Source organism: Flavobacterium chungbukense, assembly GCF_020805785.1.
Classification (GTDB): Bacteria; Bacteroidota; Bacteroidia; order Flavobacteriales; family Flavobacteriaceae; genus Flavobacterium; species Flavobacterium chungbukense.
This window is the reverse complement of sequence record NZ_JAJGZV010000004.1, coordinates 39,299-57,973: the sequence shown is the minus strand read 5'-3', so window position 1 is coordinate 57,973 and position 18,675 is coordinate 39,299. Positions and strand designations below refer to the sequence as shown.

The following is an 18,675-nucleotide window of genomic DNA, read 5'->3' as shown; positions in this document are numbered from 1 at the left end:
TATAACTAAGATTAAAAATTAAGTAAAATGGCAAAGGAGAATTTTAATCGTTCCAAACCGCACTTAAACATAGGTACAATTGGACACGTAGATCACGGAAAAACTACATTAACTGCTGCAATTACAAAAGTATTGTCAGATGCTGGTTACTGTCAAGCAAAGTCGTTTGATCAAATCGATAACGCTCCAGAGGAGAAAGAAAGAGGTATTACTATTAATACATCACACGTAGAGTATGAAACAGCTAACCGTCACTACGCTCACGTTGACTGTCCAGGTCACGCGGATTACGTAAAGAACATGGTTACTGGAGCTGCTCAAATGGACGGAGCTATCTTAGTAGTTGCTGCTACAGATGGTCCAATGCCACAAACTCGTGAGCACATCCTTTTAGGTCGTCAGGTTGGTATTCCAAGAATCGTTGTTTTCATGAACAAAGTGGATATGGTTGATGATGCTGAGTTATTAGAGCTTGTTGAAATGGAAATTAGAGATTTATTATCTTTCTACGAATATGATGGAGATAATGGTCCTGTAGTTCAAGGTTCTGCTTTAGGAGGGTTAAACAATGATCCAAACTGGGTGCCTAAAATTATCGAATTAATGGAAGCTGTTGATGCTTGGATTGAAGAGCCAGTGCGTGACGTTGCTAAACCATTCTTGATGCCAGTTGAGGACGTATTTACAATTACAGGTCGTGGAACTGTTGCTACAGGTCGTATCGAAACTGGAGTTGCTAACACTGGAGATCCTGTTGAAATCATTGGTATGGGAGCTGAAAAATTAACTTCTACTATTACAGGAGTTGAGATGTTCCGTAAAATCCTTGATAGAGGTGAAGCTGGAGATAACGTAGGTTTATTGTTAAGAGGTATTGATAAAGCTGATATCAAAAGAGGTATGGTTATTATTAAGCCAGGTTCAGTAAAACCACACGCTAAATTCAAAGCTGAGGTTTATATCTTGAAAAAAGAAGAAGGTGGACGTCATACTCCATTCCACAATAACTACCGTCCACAGTTCTACGTACGTACAACTGATGTAACAGGAGTTATTTCTTTACCAGCAGGTGTAGAGATGGTAATGCCAGGTGATAACTTAACTATTGAAGTTGCTTTATTAAGCCCAATCGCTATGAACGTAGGTTTACGTTTTGCTATCCGTGAAGGTGGTAGAACAGTTGGTGCTGGTCAGGTTACTGAAATCGTAGAGTAATTCTATCAAAATAAATAAAAAAGCCAGTTGATATTTAATTATCACTGGCTTTAATTACGGGCGTAGTTCAAGGGTAGAATAGCGGTCTCCAAAACCGTTGATGGGGGTTCGAATCCCTCCGCCCGTGCAATAAAAAATATATCAAATGACAAAAGTTACTAATTATTTATCAGAGGCTTTCGAGGAGTTAAAGTCAAATGTTACTTGGCCAGCTTGGGCTGAGGTTCAAAAATTGACAATTGTCGTGGCTGTATTTTCGATTTTATTCGCTTTGGCAACTTGGGGAGTAGACGAATTTTTTGCAAAAGCTTTGGCTGGATTTTTTAACTGGTTAAAAGGATAATTTTTTTGTGATGGCAGATAATAATGTGAAAAAATGGTACGTAGTTAGAGCGGTTAGTGGTCAAGAGAATAAAGTGAAAGCTTATATCGAGACTGAGATTGCTAGACTAGGTATGGAGGATTATGTTTCTCAGGTTTTGGTTCCTACTGAAAAAGTAGTTACTGTAAAAGATGGGAAAAAATCGTCTAAGGATAAAGTTTACTTTCCTGGATATGTTATGATTGAAGCTAACTTAGTTGGTGAAATCCCTCATATTATTAAGTCAATTACTAGTGTTATTGGATTTTTAGGAGAGATTAAAGGCGGAGAACCTGTTCCTTTAAGGCTTTCAGAAGTAAACCGTATGTTAGGTAAAGTTGATGAACTTGCTGTAAATACAGATACTAGGTCGATACCATTTAGTATTGGAGAGACTGTTAAGGTTATTGATGGTCCTTTCAACGGATTTAATGGTTCGGTTGAAAAAATCAATGAAGAAAAGCGTAAACTTGAGGTTATGGTTAAGATTTTCGGAAGAAAGACTCCATTAGAATTAAGTTTTATGCAAGTAGAAAAAGTATAATTTTTTGTTACACTATAATAAACCATTGTAATCGCTTCCATTGATTGCAGTGTTAAATTTTTTAAAAATGGCTAAAGAAATTAGTAAGGTAGTTAAACTACAAGTTAAGGGAGGTGCTGCGAATCCGTCGCCACCGGTTGGACCTGCTTTAGGAGCTGCTGGGGTTAATATCATGGAGTTTTGTAAGCAATTTAATGCTAGAACTCAGGATAAACCTGGCAAAATTTGTCCAGTGCAAATCACTGTGTACAAAGACAAATCATTTGATTTTGTTGTTAAGACTCCTCCAGCAGCAGTTCAGTTAATGGAAGCTGCAAAGCTAAAATCTGGTTCTGGTGAGCCTAATCGTAAAAAAGTAGCTAGCGTTACTTGGGAACAAATTAGAACTATTGCTGAAGACAAAATGCCGGACTTAAATGCTTTCACTATTGAGAAAGCTATGAGTATGGTTGCTGGAACAGCTAGATCTATGGGTATAACTGTATCAGGAGATGCTCCTTTTTAATTAAGAAAAAGAAATGGCAAAATTAACAAAAAAGCAAAAAGAGGCTGCTTCAAAAATTGAAAAGAACAAATTATACTCTCTAAAAGATGCTGCGGCATTATTGAAAGTTGTTGCTTCTGCAAAATTTGACGAGTCTGTTGATATCGCAGTTCGTTTGGGTGTTGATCCAAGAAAAGCGAATCAAATGGTAAGAGGTGTAGTTACATTACCTCACGGAACTGGTAAAGATGTTAAAGTATTAGCATTAGTTACTCCAGATAAAGAAGCGGAAGCTAAAGAAGCTGGTGCAGACTATGTAGGTCTTGACGATTATTTACAAAAAATTAAAGATGGTTGGACAGATGTTGATGTTATCATCACTATGCCAGCTGTTATGGGTAAATTAGGTCCATTAGGTCGTATTTTAGGACCTAGAGGTTTAATGCCAAACCCTAAAACAGGTACTGTAACTATGGATGTTGCAAAAGCTGTTGCAGAGGTTAAAGCTGGTAAAATTGACTTTAAAGTTGATAAAACTGGTATCGTACACGCAGGAATTGGTAAAGTTTCTTTTGGAGCTGAGCAAATTGTTGACAACGCACACGAAATTATTCAAACATTAATAAAACTTAAACCAACTGCTGCTAAAGGTACATACATTAAAGGTATTCACCTTACAAGCACTATGAGTCCTGCTATTGCATTAGACCCAAAAGCAGTATAATTGGTAGTTAAAAATTTTTAGTATGACTAGAGAAGAAAAATCAATCGCGATTGAAAATTTAACTGCGCAGTTAGCTGGTACAAATATCATTTATGTATCTGATATTTCTGGTTTAAACGCAGAAACAACTTCAAACTTACGTAGAGCTTGTTTTAAAGCAGGTATCAAATTAGAAGTTGTAAAGAACACTTTGCTTGCAAAAGCAATGGAAGCTTCTGCAAATGATTATGGTGATTTACCTACAGTTTTAACTGGTAATAGTGCTATCTTCATTTCTGATGTAGCTAACGCTCCTGGAAAAATTATTAAAGATTTCCGTAAGAAATCTGATAAACCAGTTTTAAAAGGTGCTTTCATTAATAATGAAATCTACATTGGAGATAATCAATTAGATGCATTAGCAACTATTAAATCTAAAGAAGAGTTACTTGGAGAACTTATTGGATTATTACAATCTCCAGCTCAAAGAATTATTTCTGCTTTACAAAACAAATTCGCAGGTAGCGAAGAAGAAACGGAAGCATAATAATCGAAGCAGGGAAGCTTGCTTCCTTGTTGCTTAATTAGCGCACAATAAATAAATTATATTTTTTACAAATCATTTTAAACGATAGAGAAAATGGCAGATTTGAAACAATTCGCAGAACAATTAGTTAACTTAACAGTTAAAGAAGTTAACGAATTAGCAACAATATTAAAAGACGAGTATGGTATCGAGCCTGCTGCTGCAGCTGTAGTAGTTGCTGCTGGTGGTGGAGAAGGTGCTGCTGAAGAAGCACAAACTGAATTTACAGTTGTATTAAAAGAAGCTGGTGCTTCTAAATTAGCAGTTGTAAAATTAGTTAAAGAACTTACAGGTTTAGGTCTTAAAGAAGCTAAAGATGTAGTTGATGGTGCTCCAAGTACTGTTAAAGAAGGTGTTTCTAAAGAAGAGGCTGAAGGTCTTAAAAAATCATTAGAAGAAGCTGGAGCTGTTGTTGAGTTAAAATAACAAAACACAGTTTAGAACTAGGTTTAGACCTTGGATGTAACCATCCAAGGGTCTAAACCATTTTTCGTATAATAAAATATATCAAGTTTTATTATCAAATAGTTTAAAATACGAAAAAGTTTTTGATCAATACGAAGAAAAAAAATTGAACTTCATTTACGGTTTATTTTTAAAGATGTATTGATTATAATAAGAAAGTATAGATTAAACAGTGTGTCTTACACAAAAAAATTACTTTTTTTTAATCAAAATTTTGTCCATTGATGATAACAAATCAGACTGAAAGATTGAATTTTGCCTCTACAAAAAATATCCCTGATTATCCAGATTTTCTAGATGTTCAGGTTAAATCTTTTAAAGATTTCTTTCAATTAGAAACGAAATCTGACGAAAGAGGCAACGAAGGGTTATACAACACCTTCATGGAAAACTTCCCAATTACAGATACAAGAAACAACTTTGTATTGGAATTCCTAGATTATTTTGTTGATCCGCCACGTTATACAATTCAAGAATGTATAGAGAGAGGTCTTACTTATAGTGTGCCTTTAAAAGCTAGGTTAAAACTATACTGTACAGATCCAGAACACGAAGATTTTGAAACAATTGTACAAGATGTTTATCTTGGAACAATACCTTACATGACTCCAAGTGGTACTTTTGTAATCAATGGTGCCGAGCGTGTTGTAGTATCACAATTACACCGTTCTCCTGGGGTTTTCTTTGGACAGTCATTCCACGCAAATGGAACCAAACTTTATTCTGCAAGAGTAATTCCTTTTAAAGGATCTTGGATAGAATTCTCTACCGATATCAACAGCGTAATGTACGCTTATATCGATAGAAAGAAAAAATTACCTGTAACAACTTTATTCCGTGCTATTGGTTTCGAAAGAGATAAGGATATCCTTGAAATTTTCGACTTAGCTGAAGAAATTAAAGTTTCTAAAACAGGAATTAAAAAATATATTGGAAGAAGACTTGCTGCACGTGTATTGAACACATGGCACGAGGATTTCGTTGATGAAGATACTGGAGAGGTAGTTTCTATCGAACGTAACGAAATCATCCTTGATCGTGACACTATTATCGACAAAGATAATGTTGAAGAGATCATCGATTCTAACGTTAAATCTATTTTGTTACACAAAGAGGATAACAATCAAGCAGATTATGCTATTATCCACAACACGTTACAAAAAGATCCAACAAACTCTGAAAAAGAAGCTGTAGAGCACATTTACCGTCAGTTGCGTAACGCTGAACCGCCTGATGAGGAAACTGCTCGTGGTATTATAGATAAATTGTTCTTCTCTGATCAACGTTATAACTTAGGTGAAGTTGGTCGTTACAGAATGAACAAAAAATTAGATTTAGATATCCCTATGGATAAGCAAGTGCTTACCAAAGAAGATATCATTACAATCGTAAAATATTTGATCGAGTTGATCAACTCTAAAGCAGAGATTGATGATATTGATCACTTATCAAACCGTCGTGTTAGAACAGTTGGTGAACAATTGTCTCAACAATTCGGTGTAGGTTTAGCACGTATGGCTAGAACTATTAGAGAGCGTATGAACGTTAGAGATAACGAGGTGTTTACACCAATTGATTTGATCAATGCTAAAACATTGTCATCAGTTATCAACTCTTTCTTTGGAACTAACCAGTTATCTCAATTTATGGATCAAACGAATCCATTAGCTGAGATTACACACAAAAGAAGACTTTCTGCACTTGGACCAGGTGGACTTTCGAGAGAGAGAGCTGGTTTCGAGGTTCGTGACGTTCACTATACGCACTATGGTCGTTTATGTCCGATTGAAACTCCTGAGGGACCAAACATTGGTTTGATTTCATCTCTTGGTGTTTATGCAAAAGTAAACGGAATGGGATTCATCGAAACTCCATACCGTAAAGTAACTAATGGTGTAGTTGATTTAGAAAGTACTCCAATTTACTTAAGTGCTGAAGAAGAAGAAGGTAAAATGATTGCTCAGGCAAACATTGAAATGGACGAAACTGGTAAAATTACAGCTAGCAATGTTATTGCTCGTGAGGAAGGTGACTTCCCAGTTGTTGAACCATCTGTAGTTCATTATACAGACGTTGCACCTAACCAGATTGCATCGATTTCTGCTTCATTGATTCCTTTCTTGGAACATGATGATGCGAACCGTGCGTTGATGGGATCAAACATGATGCGTCAGGCAGTTCCTTTGATCCGTCCTGAAGCACCAATTGTAGGTACAGGTTTAGAACGTCAGGTAGCTTCAGATTCAAGAGTATTAATCAATGCTGAAGGGCATGGAACTGTTGAATATGTTGATGCAAATATCATTACTATTAAATACGATCGTACAGAAGACGAGAGAATGGTTAGTTTTGATGCTGATGAGAAAACATACAACCTTATTAAATTTAGAAAAACCAATCAAGGTACAAGTATTAACTTGAAACCAATCGTAAGAAAAGGTGATAGAGTTATTCCTGGACAAGTATTATCAGAAGGATATGCTACTCAAAATGGAGAATTAGCTTTAGGTAGAAACTTAAAAGTTGCGTTCATGCCATGGAAAGGGTACAACTTCGAGGATGCGATTGTAATTTCTGAAAAAGTAGTTCGTGATGATATTTTTACATCTATCCACGTTGATGATTATTCATTAGAGGTTAGAGATACTAAGTTAGGAAATGAAGAGTTAACAAACGATATTCCTAACGTTTCTGAAGAAGCTACTAAAGATTTAGATGAAAACGGTATGATTAGAATTGGAGCAGAGGTTAAACCTGGCGACATTTTGATCGGAAAAATTACACCAAAAGGAGAATCAGATCCTACTCCAGAGGAGAAATTGCTTCGTGCAATCTTCGGGGATAAAGCAGGTGATGTAAAAGATGCTTCATTAAAAGCTTCTCCATCTTTACATGGTGTAGTTCTTGACAAAAAATTATTTGCAAGAGCCGTAAAAGATAAACGTAAACGTACTCAAGATAAAGATGCTTTGGGCGCTTTAGAAATGGAATTCGAAACTAAATTTGTTGAATTAAAAGACAGATTAGTAGAGAAATTATTCTTAATCGTTAACGGAAAAACATCTCAAGGTGTAATGAATGATTTGGGTGAAGAAGTTTTACCAAAAGGTAAAAAATATACTCAAAAGATGCTTTACGCAGTAGAAGATTTTGCTCACTTAAGCAAAGGTCAATGGGTTGCTGATGATGCTACTAATAAAATGGTTAATGATTTAATTCATAACTATAAAATTAAGCTGAACGACTTACAAGGATCTTTAAGAAGAGAAAAATTCACTATTACAGTTGGAGATGAATTACCATCTGGAATCTTGAAATTGGCTAAAATCTATATCGCTAAAAAACGTAAGTTAAAAGTTGGTGATAAAATGGCGGGACGTCACGGTAACAAAGGTATTGTTGCTAGAATCGTTCGTCATGAAGATATGCCTTTCTTAGAAGATGGAACACCGGTAGATATCGTATTGAATCCACTTGGGGTACCTTCACGTATGAACATTGGTCAGATTTATGAAACTGTTCTTGGATGGGCTGGTATGAACTTGGGTAGAAAATTTGCTACTCCAATCTTCGACGGTGCTTCTCTAGACGAGATCAACGCTTTGACTGATGAAGCTAACGTGCCACGTTTCGGACATACTTATCTTTATGATGGTGGAACTGGAGAGCGTTTTGCACAAAAGGCAACTGTGGGTGTAATTTACATGCTTAAATTAGGACACATGGTTGATGATAAGATGCACGCACGTTCTATCGGACCATACTCATTGATTACGCAGCAACCACTTGGAGGTAAGGCTCAATTTGGAGGTCAGCGTTTTGGAGAGATGGAGGTTTGGGCACTTGAGGCTTATGGAGCTTCTAGTACACTACGTGAAATCTTAACTGTTAAGTCTGATGACGTTATTGGTAGAGCTAAAACTTACGAAGCTATCGTTAAGGGAGAAACTATGCCAGAACCAGGTTTACCAGAATCATTCAATGTATTAATGCACGAATTGAAAGGTCTAGGATTAGATCTTCGTTTGGAAGAATAAATAAAAAATTTCAGTCACAGTCTCAGTATTCAGTTTAGCACTGAAAACTGGGACTGAGATTGTTTACTAAATGTTACAAGTTTTTAAAGATTTATACCCGTAACCCGTTCCGATTTTTTATAACAATGCAATGCATTTTATAACTAGCACTTCAAATTTAATTTTGAGGTTTAGAGAAGTAATCCGAGGTAGTAGCTGAATGATTAACTCTTTAGTTTTTAGAGAGTAGATTATAAATCTAAATTCAATTTTTTAATTGCAAATAAATCAATAGTAAAAACTATGATGAATAACAGAAACAATAAAGATAAAAATCCTGTAAAAAGATTTAACAAAATTTCTATTGGATTGGCTTCGCCAGAATCTATCTTGAAAGAATCAAGAGGAGAGGTTTTAAAGCCAGAAACTATTAACTATAGAACGCACAAACCAGAACGTGACGGACTTTTCTGCGAAAGAATTTTCGGACCAGTAAAAGATTTCGAATGTGCTTGCGGTAAGTATAAAAGAATTCGTTACAAAGGTATCATCTGTGACCGTTGTGGTGTTGAAGTTACTGAGAAAAAAGTACGTCGTGATAGAGTAGGACACATCAACCTTGTTGTGCCAATTGCTCATATCTGGTACTTCCGTTCTCTTCCAAACAAAATTGGTTATATCCTTGGTCTTCCATCTAAGAAATTAGATATGATTATTTACTACGAAAGATACGTAGTAATCCAAGCTGGTATTGCTAAAAATGCAGATGGAGAATCATTACAAAGATTAGATTTCTTAACTGAAGAAGAATACTTAAACATTTTAGATACTCTTCCGCAAGAAAATCAATATTTAGATGATTTAGATCCTAATAAATTTGTTGCCAAAATGGGAGCAGAGTGTATTATGGATTTATTAGCTCGTATTGACTTAGATGCTTTATCTTATGAATTAAGACACAGCGCTAACAACGAAACATCTAAACAACGTAAAACTGAAGCTTTAAAAAGATTACAAGTTGTTGAGTCTTTCCGTGAGTCTAACGAAAACCGCGAAAACCGTCCAGAATGGATGATCATGAAAGTGGTTCCAGTTATCCCACCAGAATTACGTCCTCTTGTGCCACTTGATGGAGGTCGTTTTGCAACTTCAGATTTGAACGACCTATACCGTCGTGTAATCATCCGTAACAACCGTTTGAAAAGATTAATGGAGATTAAAGCTCCAGAAGTTATCTTAAGAAACGAGAAACGTATGTTACAAGAATCTGTAGATTCGTTATTTGATAACACTCGTAAAGCTTCTGCTGTTAAAACAGAATCTAACAGACCATTAAAATCATTATCTGACTCATTAAAAGGTAAACAAGGACGTTTCCGTCAAAACTTACTTGGAAAACGTGTGGATTATTCTGCTCGTTCGGTAATTGTTGTTGGTCCTGAGTTAAAATTATTCGAATGTGGATTGCCAAAAGATATGGCTTCTGAATTATACAAACCTTTCGTTATCCGTAAATTGATTGAAAGAGGTATTGTGAAAACAGTAAAATCCGCTAAGAAAATCATAGACAAAAAAGAGCCGGTAGTTTGGGATATTTTAGAAAATGTAATTAAAGGACACCCAGTATTACTGAACCGTGCTCCTACTTTGCACAGACTTGGTATTCAGGCTTTCCAACCAAAATTAATTGAAGGAAAAGCGATCCAGTTACACCCATTAGTATGTACGGCTTTCAACGCCGATTTCGATGGTGACCAGATGGCGGTTCATTTACCATTAGGACCAGAAGCTATTTTAGAGGCACAATTATTAATGTTGGCTTCTCACAATATCTTGAACCCTGCAAATGGTGCTCCAATTACTGTACCTTCTCAAGACATGGTCTTGGGTCTATATTATATGACCAAAGAGCGTATTTCTACAGAAGATCACATTATTTTAGGTCAGGATTTGACTTTCTATTCTGCTGAAGAAGTAAACATTGCATTAAACGAAGGAAGATTAGAATTGAATGCTCGTGTGAAAATTAGAGCAAAAGATTTTAATGATGCTGGAGAATTAGTGTACAAAATTATTCAAACAACTGCAGGACGTGTATTATTTAACGAAGTAGTACCTGAAGCAGCTGGATATATCAATGACGTATTGACTAAGAAAAACCTTAGAGATATTATCGGACACATTTTAAGTGTGACTGATGTACCTACAACGGCAGCTTTCTTGGACAATATGAAAGATATGGGTTATAAATTCGCATTTAGAGGAGGTTTATCGTTCTCTTTAGGTGATATTAGAATCCCAGAACAAAAAACGAAGTTAATTGCAGATGCTAGAGAGCAAGTTGAAGGTATCTCAACTAACTATAATATGGGTCTTATTACAAATAACGAGCGTTACAACCAAGTTATTGACGTATGGACTTCAGCAAATGCTCAGTTAACAGAATTAGCAATGAAAAATATTAGAGAAGACCAACAAGGTTTCAACTCTGTATATATGATGCTTGACTCTGGGGCGAGGGGTTCTAAAGAACAGATTCGTCAGTTAACTGGTATGCGTGGTTTGATGGCTAAGCCTAAAAAATCTACTGCTGGTGGTGGTGAGATTATTGAAAACCCGATTCTTTCTAACTTTAAGGAAGGTCTTTCGATTCTTGAGTACTTCATTTCTACTCACGGTGCTCGTAAAGGTCTTGCGGATACGGCTCTTAAAACGGCCGATGCCGGTTACTTGACAAGAAGGCTTCATGACGTTTCTCAAGATGTTATTGTTAACATCGAAGATTGTGGAACTTTAAGAGGTGTTGAAGTTTCTGCATTGAAGAAAAATGAGGAAATCGTTGAATCATTAGGAGAAAGAATTTTAGGACGTGTTGCATTGCAAGATGTTATAAACCCACTTACTAATGAAGTAATGGTTCAATCTGGCCAACAAATTACTGAAGCAATTATGAGAACTATCGAAGCTTCTCCAATTGAAAAAGTAGAGGTTAGATCTCCATTAACTTGTGAGGCTTTAAAAGGTATTTGTGCTAAATGTTACGGTAGAAACTTAGCTACTGGTAAGATGACACAAAGAGGTGAAGCTGTCGGAGTTATTGCAGCTCAGTCTATTGGAGAGCCAGGTACACAGTTAACACTTCGTACGTTCCACGTTGGAGGGGTTGCTGGAGGTATTTCTGAAGAGTCTAGCATTGTTACAAGATTCGCAGGTAGACTTGAAATTGAAGATTTAAAAACAGTTAAAGGAGAAGACGGAGAAGGTAACTCTGTTGATATCGTAGTTTCACGTTCAACTGAGTTGAAATTAGTTGACGAGAAAACTGGAATTGTTTTAAATACACATAACATTCCTTACGGATCTAGTATTTTTGTTAATGATGGAGATACTGTTGCTAAAGGAACTGTAATCTGTAAATGGGATCCATATAACGGTGTAATTGTTTCTGAGTTTACTGGTAAAATTGCTTACGAGGATTTAGAGCAAGGACAATCGTTCATGGTTGAGATCGATGAGCAGACTGGTTTCCAAGAAAAAGTAATTTCTGAGGCTAGAAACAAAAAATTAATCCCAACTTTATTAGTTTATGGTAAAGAAGGTGAATTGATTCGTTCTTACAACTTACCAGTAGGTGCACACTTAATGGTTGAAAATGGTGAGAAAATTAAAGCAGGTAAAGTATTAGTGAAAATCCCACGTCGTTCTTCTAAAGCAGGCGATATCACGGGAGGTTTACCAAGAATTACTGAGTTGCTTGAGGCTCGTAACCCTTCAAACCCAGCAGTTGTATCTGAAATTGATGGTGTTGTATCTTTTGGAAAAATTAAGAGAGGTAACCGTGAGATCGTTATCGAGTCTAAATTTGGAGAGATTAAAAAGTATTTAGTTAAACTTTCTAGCCAAATCTTAGTACAAGAAAATGACTTCGTAAGAGCGGGAGTTCCATTGTCTGACGGTGCAATTACACCAGATGATATCTTAAGAATTCAAGGGCCAGCTGCTGTTCAACAGTACTTGGTAAATGAAATTCAAGAGGTTTACCGTTTACAAGGGGTAAAAATTAATGATAAGCACTTTGAGGTAGTTATTCGTCAAATGATGCGTAAAGTAAGAGTTCAGGATCCAGGTGATACTTTATTCTTAGAAGACCAATTAATTCACACTAAAGATTTCATCGTTCAAAACGATAAATTATACGGTATGAAAGTGGTTGAAGATGCTGGAGATTCTTCAGTATTGAAACCAGGTCAGATCATTACACCTCGTGAGTTACGTGATGAAAATTCATTATTGAAACGTACAGATAAAAATCTTGTTGTAGCAAGAGATGTAATCACTGCAACTGCAACGCCAGTTTTACAAGGTATTACAAGAGCTTCGTTACAAACTAAATCATTCATTTCTGCGGCTTCATTCCAGGAGACGACGAAAGTACTTAACGAAGCAGCAGTAGCTGGTAAAGTAGATGATTTAGAAGGATTGAAAGAAAATGTAATTGTTGGACACAGAATTCCTGCGGGAACTGGTATGAGAGAGTACGATCATACTATCGTAGGATCTAAAGACGATTACAATGAAATGATGGCTAATAAAGAAGAATATATTTATTAATTAGGAAACTATGAGTAATCCGAAACAACAACAAGAGCAAATTAATATTGAGTTAGACGAAACTATTGCAGAGGGAATTTATTCTAATCTTGCGATTATTAATCACTCATCATCAGAGTTTGTTTTAGATTTTGTGAGCATTATGCCCGGTATTCCTAAAGCCAAGGTAAAGTCAAGAATTGTCTTGACACCACAACATGCTAAAAGATTATTGAAGGCAATAGGTGAAAACATCCATAGATTTGAGGCAGCTCATGGCGAAATCAAAGAAACGGAACAGGCGCCAATTCCGCTTAATTTTGGTCCAACAGGACAAGCATAAATTTTAAAGCCCCTTTTTAAGGGGCTTTTTTTATGACTATATTTTTTTAAAGTGTAGTTAAACAGATTTAGCTTTACTTTCATCGGCTATTTTTTTCTTTGGACAGATATTGATATACTTTAGTAGCTGTTCTTAATAATAGAAGTTTCCAGAATAAATATATGATTTAGTAAGGTTGAATTAATTCGAATAAAAAAAAAGCGCTAATTTTATATTAGCGCTTTTTTTTATATTTAAGTTTTTTACTTAGTCGAACTCAGATGTAAAGTATAATTTTACAGTTGGATATTTACTTTGAGTCATTTGAATTGTAAAATCAGAGTCAGCAAGAAATACTAACTGACCGTACTTATCATGAGCCAAGAATTTTTGTTTGATACGCTTAAATTCTTTGAATTCCTCATTTTTAGCATCATCAGGTTTTACCCAACAAGCTTTATGTACAGGGAAATTTTCATAAGTACATTTTGCTCCATATTCGTGTTCTAAACGGTATTGAATTACCTCGTATTGAAGTGCTCCAACCGTTCCAATTACTTTACGATTATTCATTTCTAAAGTAAACAACTGCGCAACACCTTCATCCATCAATTGGTCAACACCTTTTTCTAATTGCTTAGCTTTCATCGGATCAGCATTATTGATGTATCTAAAGTGCTCTGGAGAGAAACTTGGAATTCCTTTGAAACTCATTACTTCACCTTCAGTTAAAGTATCTCCAATTTTAAAGTTTCCAGTATCGTGTAAACCAACAATATCTCCCGGATAAGAAATATCAACGATTTCTTTTTTCTCCGCAAAAAAGGCATTCGGACTAGAAAATTTTAAATTTTTCTTTTGGCGAACGTGGTAATAGGGTTTGTTTCTTTCAAAAGTTCCAGAAACAATTTTGATAAAAGCCAAACGGTCACGGTGTTTTGGATCCATGTTAGCATGAATTTTAAAAACAAAACCAGACATTTTTTCTTCTGCTGGATCAACCAAACGAGTTTCAGAATCTTTAGGTCTTGGAGACGGAGCGATAGTAACGAAACAATCTAATAATTCACGAACTCCAAAGTTATTTAAAGCTGAACCAAAAAATACAGGCTGAATTTTTCCATCCAAATAATCTTGACGTTCAAATTTAGGATACACTTCATCAATTAATTCTAATTCTTCACGAAGTTTTTCTGCCGCTTTCTGGCCAACAATTTTATCTAATTCAGGATTATTTTGTACATCAGAAAAAGCAATAGTTTCTTCGATATTTTTACGGCTGTCTCCGCTGAAAAGATTGATGTTTTCTTCCCATAAATTGTAAATTCCTTGGAAATCGTAACCCATTCCAATAGGGAAACTTAGTGGCGTAACTTTTAATCCTAATTTTTGTTCCACTTCATCCATCAAATCGAAAGCATCTTTACCTTCACGGTCTAACTTGTTGATGAAAACAATCATCGGAATGTTGCGCATTCTACAAACAGATACTAATTTTTCAGTTTGTTCCTCAACCCCTTTTGCAACGTCAATTACTACAATTACGCTATCAACCGCAGTTAAAGTTCTAAATGTATCTTCAGCAAAATCCTTGTGTCCTGGAGTATCAAGGATATTGATTTTTTTATCTTTATAATTAAAAGCAAGCACAGAAGTCGAAACCGAAATACCTCTTTGGCGTTCGATTTCCATGAAGTCACTCGTTGCTCCTTTTTTAATTTTGTTATTCTTTACAGCACCGGCTTCTTGAATAGCACCTCCAAATAATAATAATTTCTCTGTTAATGTAGTTTTACCAGCATCGGGATGCGATATAATTCCGAATGTTCTTCTGCGTTGTATTTCTTTTAAAAAGCTCATATTTCGTATAAATAGGTTGCAAAAATACTATTAATTACGGCTTAATAAAAATATTCACTTCTTAATTTGAAAGAGATAATTTTCGTGCGATACTTTTATAAAAGAATAAGGCTGTTATACAACAGCCTTATCATAGTCATTTTAAATTACTGATTAATTGACCAAATCGAATATCCTTTAGGAGGACATTGTATTTTTACCCATTTATCCGCTTGAGTTGTTGGATACCATGTTGAGTTTCCTGTAAAATCTTTAATCTGCGTATTTGCCCAGTTAGTTTGTATCCATCTTTCCTGCCAAACATCAGAATTATTTATATAAACCACTAAGCCTGGATTTCCGTTATATCCATTTCTTCTTGCCAAATATTCATCATTGTCAGCATATAATATCGAAGTTGTTCCAGTTGCTTTATTGTTGTGAATCCAGATCAGATTATTCAATTTATTTTTATCTAACCATTCTTCGTAATCTCTGTAAAAAATTGTTGGATAACCTTCGTGAGTTAATATGTAGGAGTAAGCCAGCATTTTGCTCCAAATTTCGTCAGTATCATGATTGGTTACAAAAGTTACCGCTTTGTACGGATTTCTTTTCCACATCATGTCATCATTCAATAAAGCTAGATTGTTTCCGTCAAATGCATCGTTCATTTTATAATAGCAAGCAAAATCAAATACAGAACTATTAGCTGCGTTTGCCCAATCATTTAAAACATTTACATTCGAATCCCATAATTCTCCAACCGAAAATCCTCCAACATTGGCATTCCATGCATTTACAACCCAAGCGCCAAAACCTTTTACATAGTCAAATCTCCACCCGTCAAATTTCATGGTGTTTTTGTAGTATTTACCAACTCCATCAGCACGAAGCCACAACCAATCTTTTACATAAGGATCTGCATGACATAAATCCGGAAATCCTCCAAAAGAGCCTTCATCATTATTGCCAAAACTATTTTTATAAAAGTTAGCATAAGTTCTCTTAAATTTTCCCGAAGCAATTCCATTAAAATTAGTCCAGGTATTTGTTCCTGTAAACGGATTTGCTTCAGATTGTCCTCCACTGTTGTGGTTAATTACAATATCAGCGTATACTTTAATATTTTGAGTATGTGCATTTGTGATCAGACTTACTAATTCACTTTTTGATCCAAATCTTGTTTCGGTAGTTCCATTCTGATTGTAATCTCCAAAATCAAAATAATCGGTAGGGTCATAACCCATTGAAAATGCTCCATTCTGTGCTTTAGAAGCTGGTGGAAGCCAGATTGATCCAATTCCAGCATTTCCCCAGGCAGTTACTTTATTGCTAATTGTATTCCACCAGTTTCCTCCAGCAGGAACATCCCAATAAAAAGCTTGCATCATAACACCACCGCCAGGATTGTCTACATATTTAGCGGTCGAAGAAGAACTAGAAGTTCCTGTGCTAAAAGGTTTTCCGTCGTGATGAGTGACTTCAATAATTTTAAATTGCTCACTTTCTGCTTTTGAATCGAGTTCGTTGATTTCGTTTGTTGAACAGGAAAATAATAATCCTGTAAACGCAGTAATACAGAAGATTTTTAAAATAGGTTTTTTCATAATAGATGTGGTTGAGTTAAATAGTTTTTTGTAATTGTTGATTTAATGCCAATAAAATTGAAATATTGTTTTTATAGGTATAGGTAAATTATCAATTACGCATCTAAAGTATGTTTTTTTTGATTTAATTGTATTTTGTAAGAAAATATATTATCACGAAAACGTTATAGTGTTAAGAACTTTTTTTATTTAGCTAATTATAAGCTTTTAATTAACGCTCAAAATGTAATGATTGAAGCGATTTTCTGGTCTTTATTAATAATATGGAAAGAGAGAAGAAAATAATCTTTAAAAGAGATTGAAAAAAGCTATCCTATAATTTTTTGTTAATAGTATATCGGATAGTTGTATTATGTAATTGAATTGTTATTTTTGTTCGTTATAAGTTATATAAGAGCTTTACTAATTATTTATGTTTCAGTAAGTATTTTAAAAAATATAAATAACTTTGGCGAGTTATCTAAAGCAGGCTTTACATTCAAATAAAATTTAAAATAATGTTATTAAAAAAATTACAGCTAAAAACAATTGATTACAAGTTTGTTCTAACAGTTTGTTTTTTTCTTTTTTTTGCTCCAATTGTTGCAGCACAAGAAATAATTCCTGATGTTGTTGCTGAAAAACCTGCTGAGAAACCTTCGGGAGGTAAATTGAAAATCGATGGTATTATCGCCACAGTAGGAGATTATATTGTATTAGATTCGGATATTGATAAAGGATTTTTAGAAATTACTGCCCAAGGAGGATCTGTTAAAGATATTACAAGATGCCAAATGCTTGGAAAACTTCTAGAAGATAAATTATATGCCCACCAAGCCATACAAGATAGTATTATTGTAAGTGATGCTGAAGTTAGAAGTATGATGGAGGAGCGTTTAAACTATATGACACAGCAAGTTGGTGGAGACATCAATAAAGTTGTTGAATACTATAAAAAGAGCTCTGTTGAAGAATTCAAAACTTATTTTGCGGATATATTAAAAGAGCAAAAATTAGCATCGGAGATGAGAGATAAAATCGTTAAAGATGTTGAAATTACTCCAGAGGAAGTTCGTAATTTCTTTAAGAAAATTCCAAAAGATGAATTACCAACTTTTGGTGCAGAAATGGAAGTTGCACAAATTGTTGTTGAGCCTAAGGTTTCTAAAGAAGACAAACAAAAAGTTATTGATAGGCTAAATGCTATAAGACAAGATGTTTTGGAAGGTTCTAGCTTTGCAACTAAAGCGGTTTTATATTCTCAAGATCCAGGTTCTGCCCCAAATGGAGGGTATTACAAAATGACAAGAAAAACACCTTTTGTAAAAGAATTTAAAGATGTTGCTTTTAGTTTACAAGCTGGAGAGATTTCTGCGCCGTTTGAAACTAATTTTGGTTACCATATTATAATGGTAGAAAAGATAAAAGGACAAGAAGTAGAGCTTCGTCACATTTTAATTTCTCCAACTGTTTCAGACGCAGCTTTAAAGGAAGCTAAGGAAAGAATTACCAATATCAGAAATAAAATTGTTGGAAATGAAGTTTCATTTGCTGACGCTGCTAGAACAGAATCTGATGAGAAAGAAACCAGAGCAAATGGAGGAACTTTAATGAATCCTACAACTCAAGATACTCGTTTTGAATTGACAAAAATGGATCCAACGTTATATAGCCAAGTTTCTAATTTAAAAGGAAACGAAGTTTCTCAGCCACTTTTAAATACAGATGATAAAGGAAAAAAGACTTATAAGTTAATTACAGTTACCAATAGAATCGAAGATCACACGGCTGACTACGCTAAAGATTACACAAAAATTAAAGAATTAGCATTAAAAGAAAAGCAGATTAATGCCATTGCAAAATGGTTTGATACAAAGATTAAAGATACTTACATCAAAATTATTGGAGAGTATAAAGAATGTGCTTTCGCAAACAACTGGTTAAAAAAATAATTTTTATTA

At 34.9% G+C, this 18,675-nt stretch carries 13 protein-coding genes and 1 tRNA gene; 12 read left to right on the top strand and 2 right to left on the bottom strand.

All coding sequences use genetic code 11. From position 1 onward, the window contains the following. Nucleotides 1–27 precede the first annotated feature (27 nt). From tuf to LL966_RS14115, 11 genes are all read left to right on the top strand, one after another. Nucleotides 28–1,215, top strand: coding sequence for an elongation factor Tu (gene tuf, locus LL966_RS14165; RefSeq protein WP_026730432.1), 1,188 nt, complete (start codon nt 28–30; stop codon nt 1,213–1,215). A gap of 56 nt (nt 1,216–1,271) precedes the next feature. Continuing rightward, nucleotides 1,272–1,342: transfer RNA gene (locus tag LL966_RS14160), tRNA-Trp, on the top strand. 18 nt (nt 1,343–1,360) lie between these two features. Next, complete coding sequence (gene secE, locus LL966_RS14155; RefSeq protein WP_008466927.1) at nt 1,361–1,558, top strand: preprotein translocase subunit SecE; 198 nt, start codon at nt 1,361–1,363, stop codon at nt 1,556–1,558. A gap of 10 nt (nt 1,559–1,568) precedes the next feature. Next, on the top strand, nt 1,569–2,120 hold the full coding sequence (gene nusG, locus LL966_RS14150; protein WP_229354176.1) for a transcription termination/antitermination protein NusG: 552 nt from the start codon (nt 1,569–1,571) through the stop codon (nt 2,118–2,120). A gap of 67 nt (nt 2,121–2,187) precedes the next feature. Beyond that, nucleotides 2,188–2,625: a 50S ribosomal protein L11 gene (gene rplK / locus LL966_RS14145; RefSeq protein ID WP_008466923.1), complete on the top strand. Its 438-nt coding sequence runs from the start codon at nt 2,188–2,190 to the stop codon at nt 2,623–2,625. A 13-nt stretch (nt 2,626–2,638) separates the two neighbouring features. Then, entirely contained in the window at nt 2,639–3,328 is a 690-nt protein-coding gene (rplA, locus tag LL966_RS14140) for a 50S ribosomal protein L1 (protein ID WP_017496725.1), read from the top strand. A gap of 22 nt (nt 3,329–3,350) precedes the next feature. Continuing rightward, nucleotides 3,351–3,854, top strand: coding sequence for a 50S ribosomal protein L10 (gene rplJ / locus LL966_RS14135; RefSeq protein WP_017496726.1), 504 nt, complete (start codon nt 3,351–3,353; stop codon nt 3,852–3,854). Between the two features lie 93 nt (nt 3,855–3,947). Next, a complete protein-coding gene (gene rplL / locus LL966_RS14130) occupies nt 3,948–4,319 on the top strand; it encodes a 50S ribosomal protein L7/L12 (protein WP_025572412.1) in 372 nt (123 codons plus the stop codon). A gap of 263 nt (nt 4,320–4,582) precedes the next feature. Further along, the gene (gene rpoB, locus LL966_RS14125) at nt 4,583–8,395 is read left to right on the top strand and encodes a DNA-directed RNA polymerase subunit beta (RefSeq protein WP_053472304.1); all 3,813 of its coding nucleotides are present in this window, start codon (nt 4,583–4,585) and stop codon (nt 8,393–8,395) included. A gap of 282 nt (nt 8,396–8,677) precedes the next feature. Next, nucleotides 8,678–12,985: a DNA-directed RNA polymerase subunit beta' gene (rpoC, locus tag LL966_RS14120; RefSeq protein ID WP_229354175.1), complete on the top strand. Its 4,308-nt coding sequence runs from the start codon at nt 8,678–8,680 to the stop codon at nt 12,983–12,985. A gap of 10 nt (nt 12,986–12,995) precedes the next feature. Then, entirely contained in the window at nt 12,996–13,307 is a 312-nt protein-coding gene (locus LL966_RS14115) for a DUF3467 domain-containing protein (protein ID WP_055094614.1), read from the top strand. A 246-nt stretch (nt 13,308–13,553) separates the two neighbouring features. Here LL966_RS14115 and LL966_RS14110 read toward each other — a convergent pair whose 3' ends face one another. Together LL966_RS14110 and LL966_RS14105 are read right to left on the bottom strand one after the other, a co-directional pair. Further along, nucleotides 13,554–15,146 carry a peptide chain release factor 3 gene (locus LL966_RS14110; RefSeq protein WP_229354174.1) on the bottom strand — a complete coding sequence of 531 codons (1,593 nt, stop codon included), beginning with the start codon at nt 15,144–15,146 and terminating at the stop codon, nt 13,554–13,556. 146 nt (nt 15,147–15,292) lie between these two features. After that, nucleotides 15,293–16,735, bottom strand: a complete 1,443-nt coding sequence (locus LL966_RS14105; protein ID WP_229354164.1) for an alpha-amylase — start codon at nt 16,733–16,735, stop codon at nt 15,293–15,295. Between the two features lie 497 nt (nt 16,736–17,232). Between LL966_RS14105 and LL966_RS14100 the strand changes: the two genes are divergently transcribed. Next, nucleotides 17,233–18,666: a peptidylprolyl isomerase gene (locus tag LL966_RS14100; protein WP_229354162.1), complete on the top strand. Its 1,434-nt coding sequence runs from the start codon at nt 17,233–17,235 to the stop codon at nt 18,664–18,666. Nucleotides 18,667–18,675 lie beyond the last annotated feature (9 nt).

Bases quoted from the DNA above. Each gene is read 5' to 3' on its own strand.
- LL966_RS14110 (WP_229354174.1), bottom strand. From the start codon at position 15,146: ATGAGCTTTTTAAAAGAAATACAACGCAGAAGAACATTCGGAATTATA.
- rpoC (WP_229354175.1), top strand. From the start codon at position 8,678: ATGATGAATAACAGAAACAATAAAGATAAAAATCCTGTAAAAAGATTT.
- tuf (WP_026730432.1), top strand. From the start codon at position 28: ATGGCAAAGGAGAATTTTAATCGTTCCAAACCGCACTTAAACATAGGT.
- nusG (WP_229354176.1), top strand. From the start codon at position 1,569: ATGGCAGATAATAATGTGAAAAAATGGTACGTAGTTAGAGCGGTTAGT.
- LL966_RS14105 (WP_229354164.1), bottom strand. From the start codon at position 16,735: ATGAAAAAACCTATTTTAAAAATCTTCTGTATTACTGCGTTTACAGGA.
- rpoB (WP_053472304.1), top strand. From the start codon at position 4,583: ATGATAACAAATCAGACTGAAAGATTGAATTTTGCCTCTACAAAAAAT.
- LL966_RS14100 (WP_229354162.1), top strand. From the start codon at position 17,233: ATGTTATTAAAAAAATTACAGCTAAAAACAATTGATTACAAGTTTGTT.
- rplJ (WP_017496726.1), top strand. From the start codon at position 3,351: ATGACTAGAGAAGAAAAATCAATCGCGATTGAAAATTTAACTGCGCAG.
- rplK (WP_008466923.1), top strand. From the start codon at position 2,188: ATGGCTAAAGAAATTAGTAAGGTAGTTAAACTACAAGTTAAGGGAGGT.
- rplA (WP_017496725.1), top strand. From the start codon at position 2,639: ATGGCAAAATTAACAAAAAAGCAAAAAGAGGCTGCTTCAAAAATTGAA.
- LL966_RS14115 (WP_055094614.1), top strand. From the start codon at position 12,996: ATGAGTAATCCGAAACAACAACAAGAGCAAATTAATATTGAGTTAGAC.
- rplL (WP_025572412.1), top strand. From the start codon at position 3,948: ATGGCAGATTTGAAACAATTCGCAGAACAATTAGTTAACTTAACAGTT.
- secE (WP_008466927.1), top strand. From the start codon at position 1,361: ATGACAAAAGTTACTAATTATTTATCAGAGGCTTTCGAGGAGTTAAAG.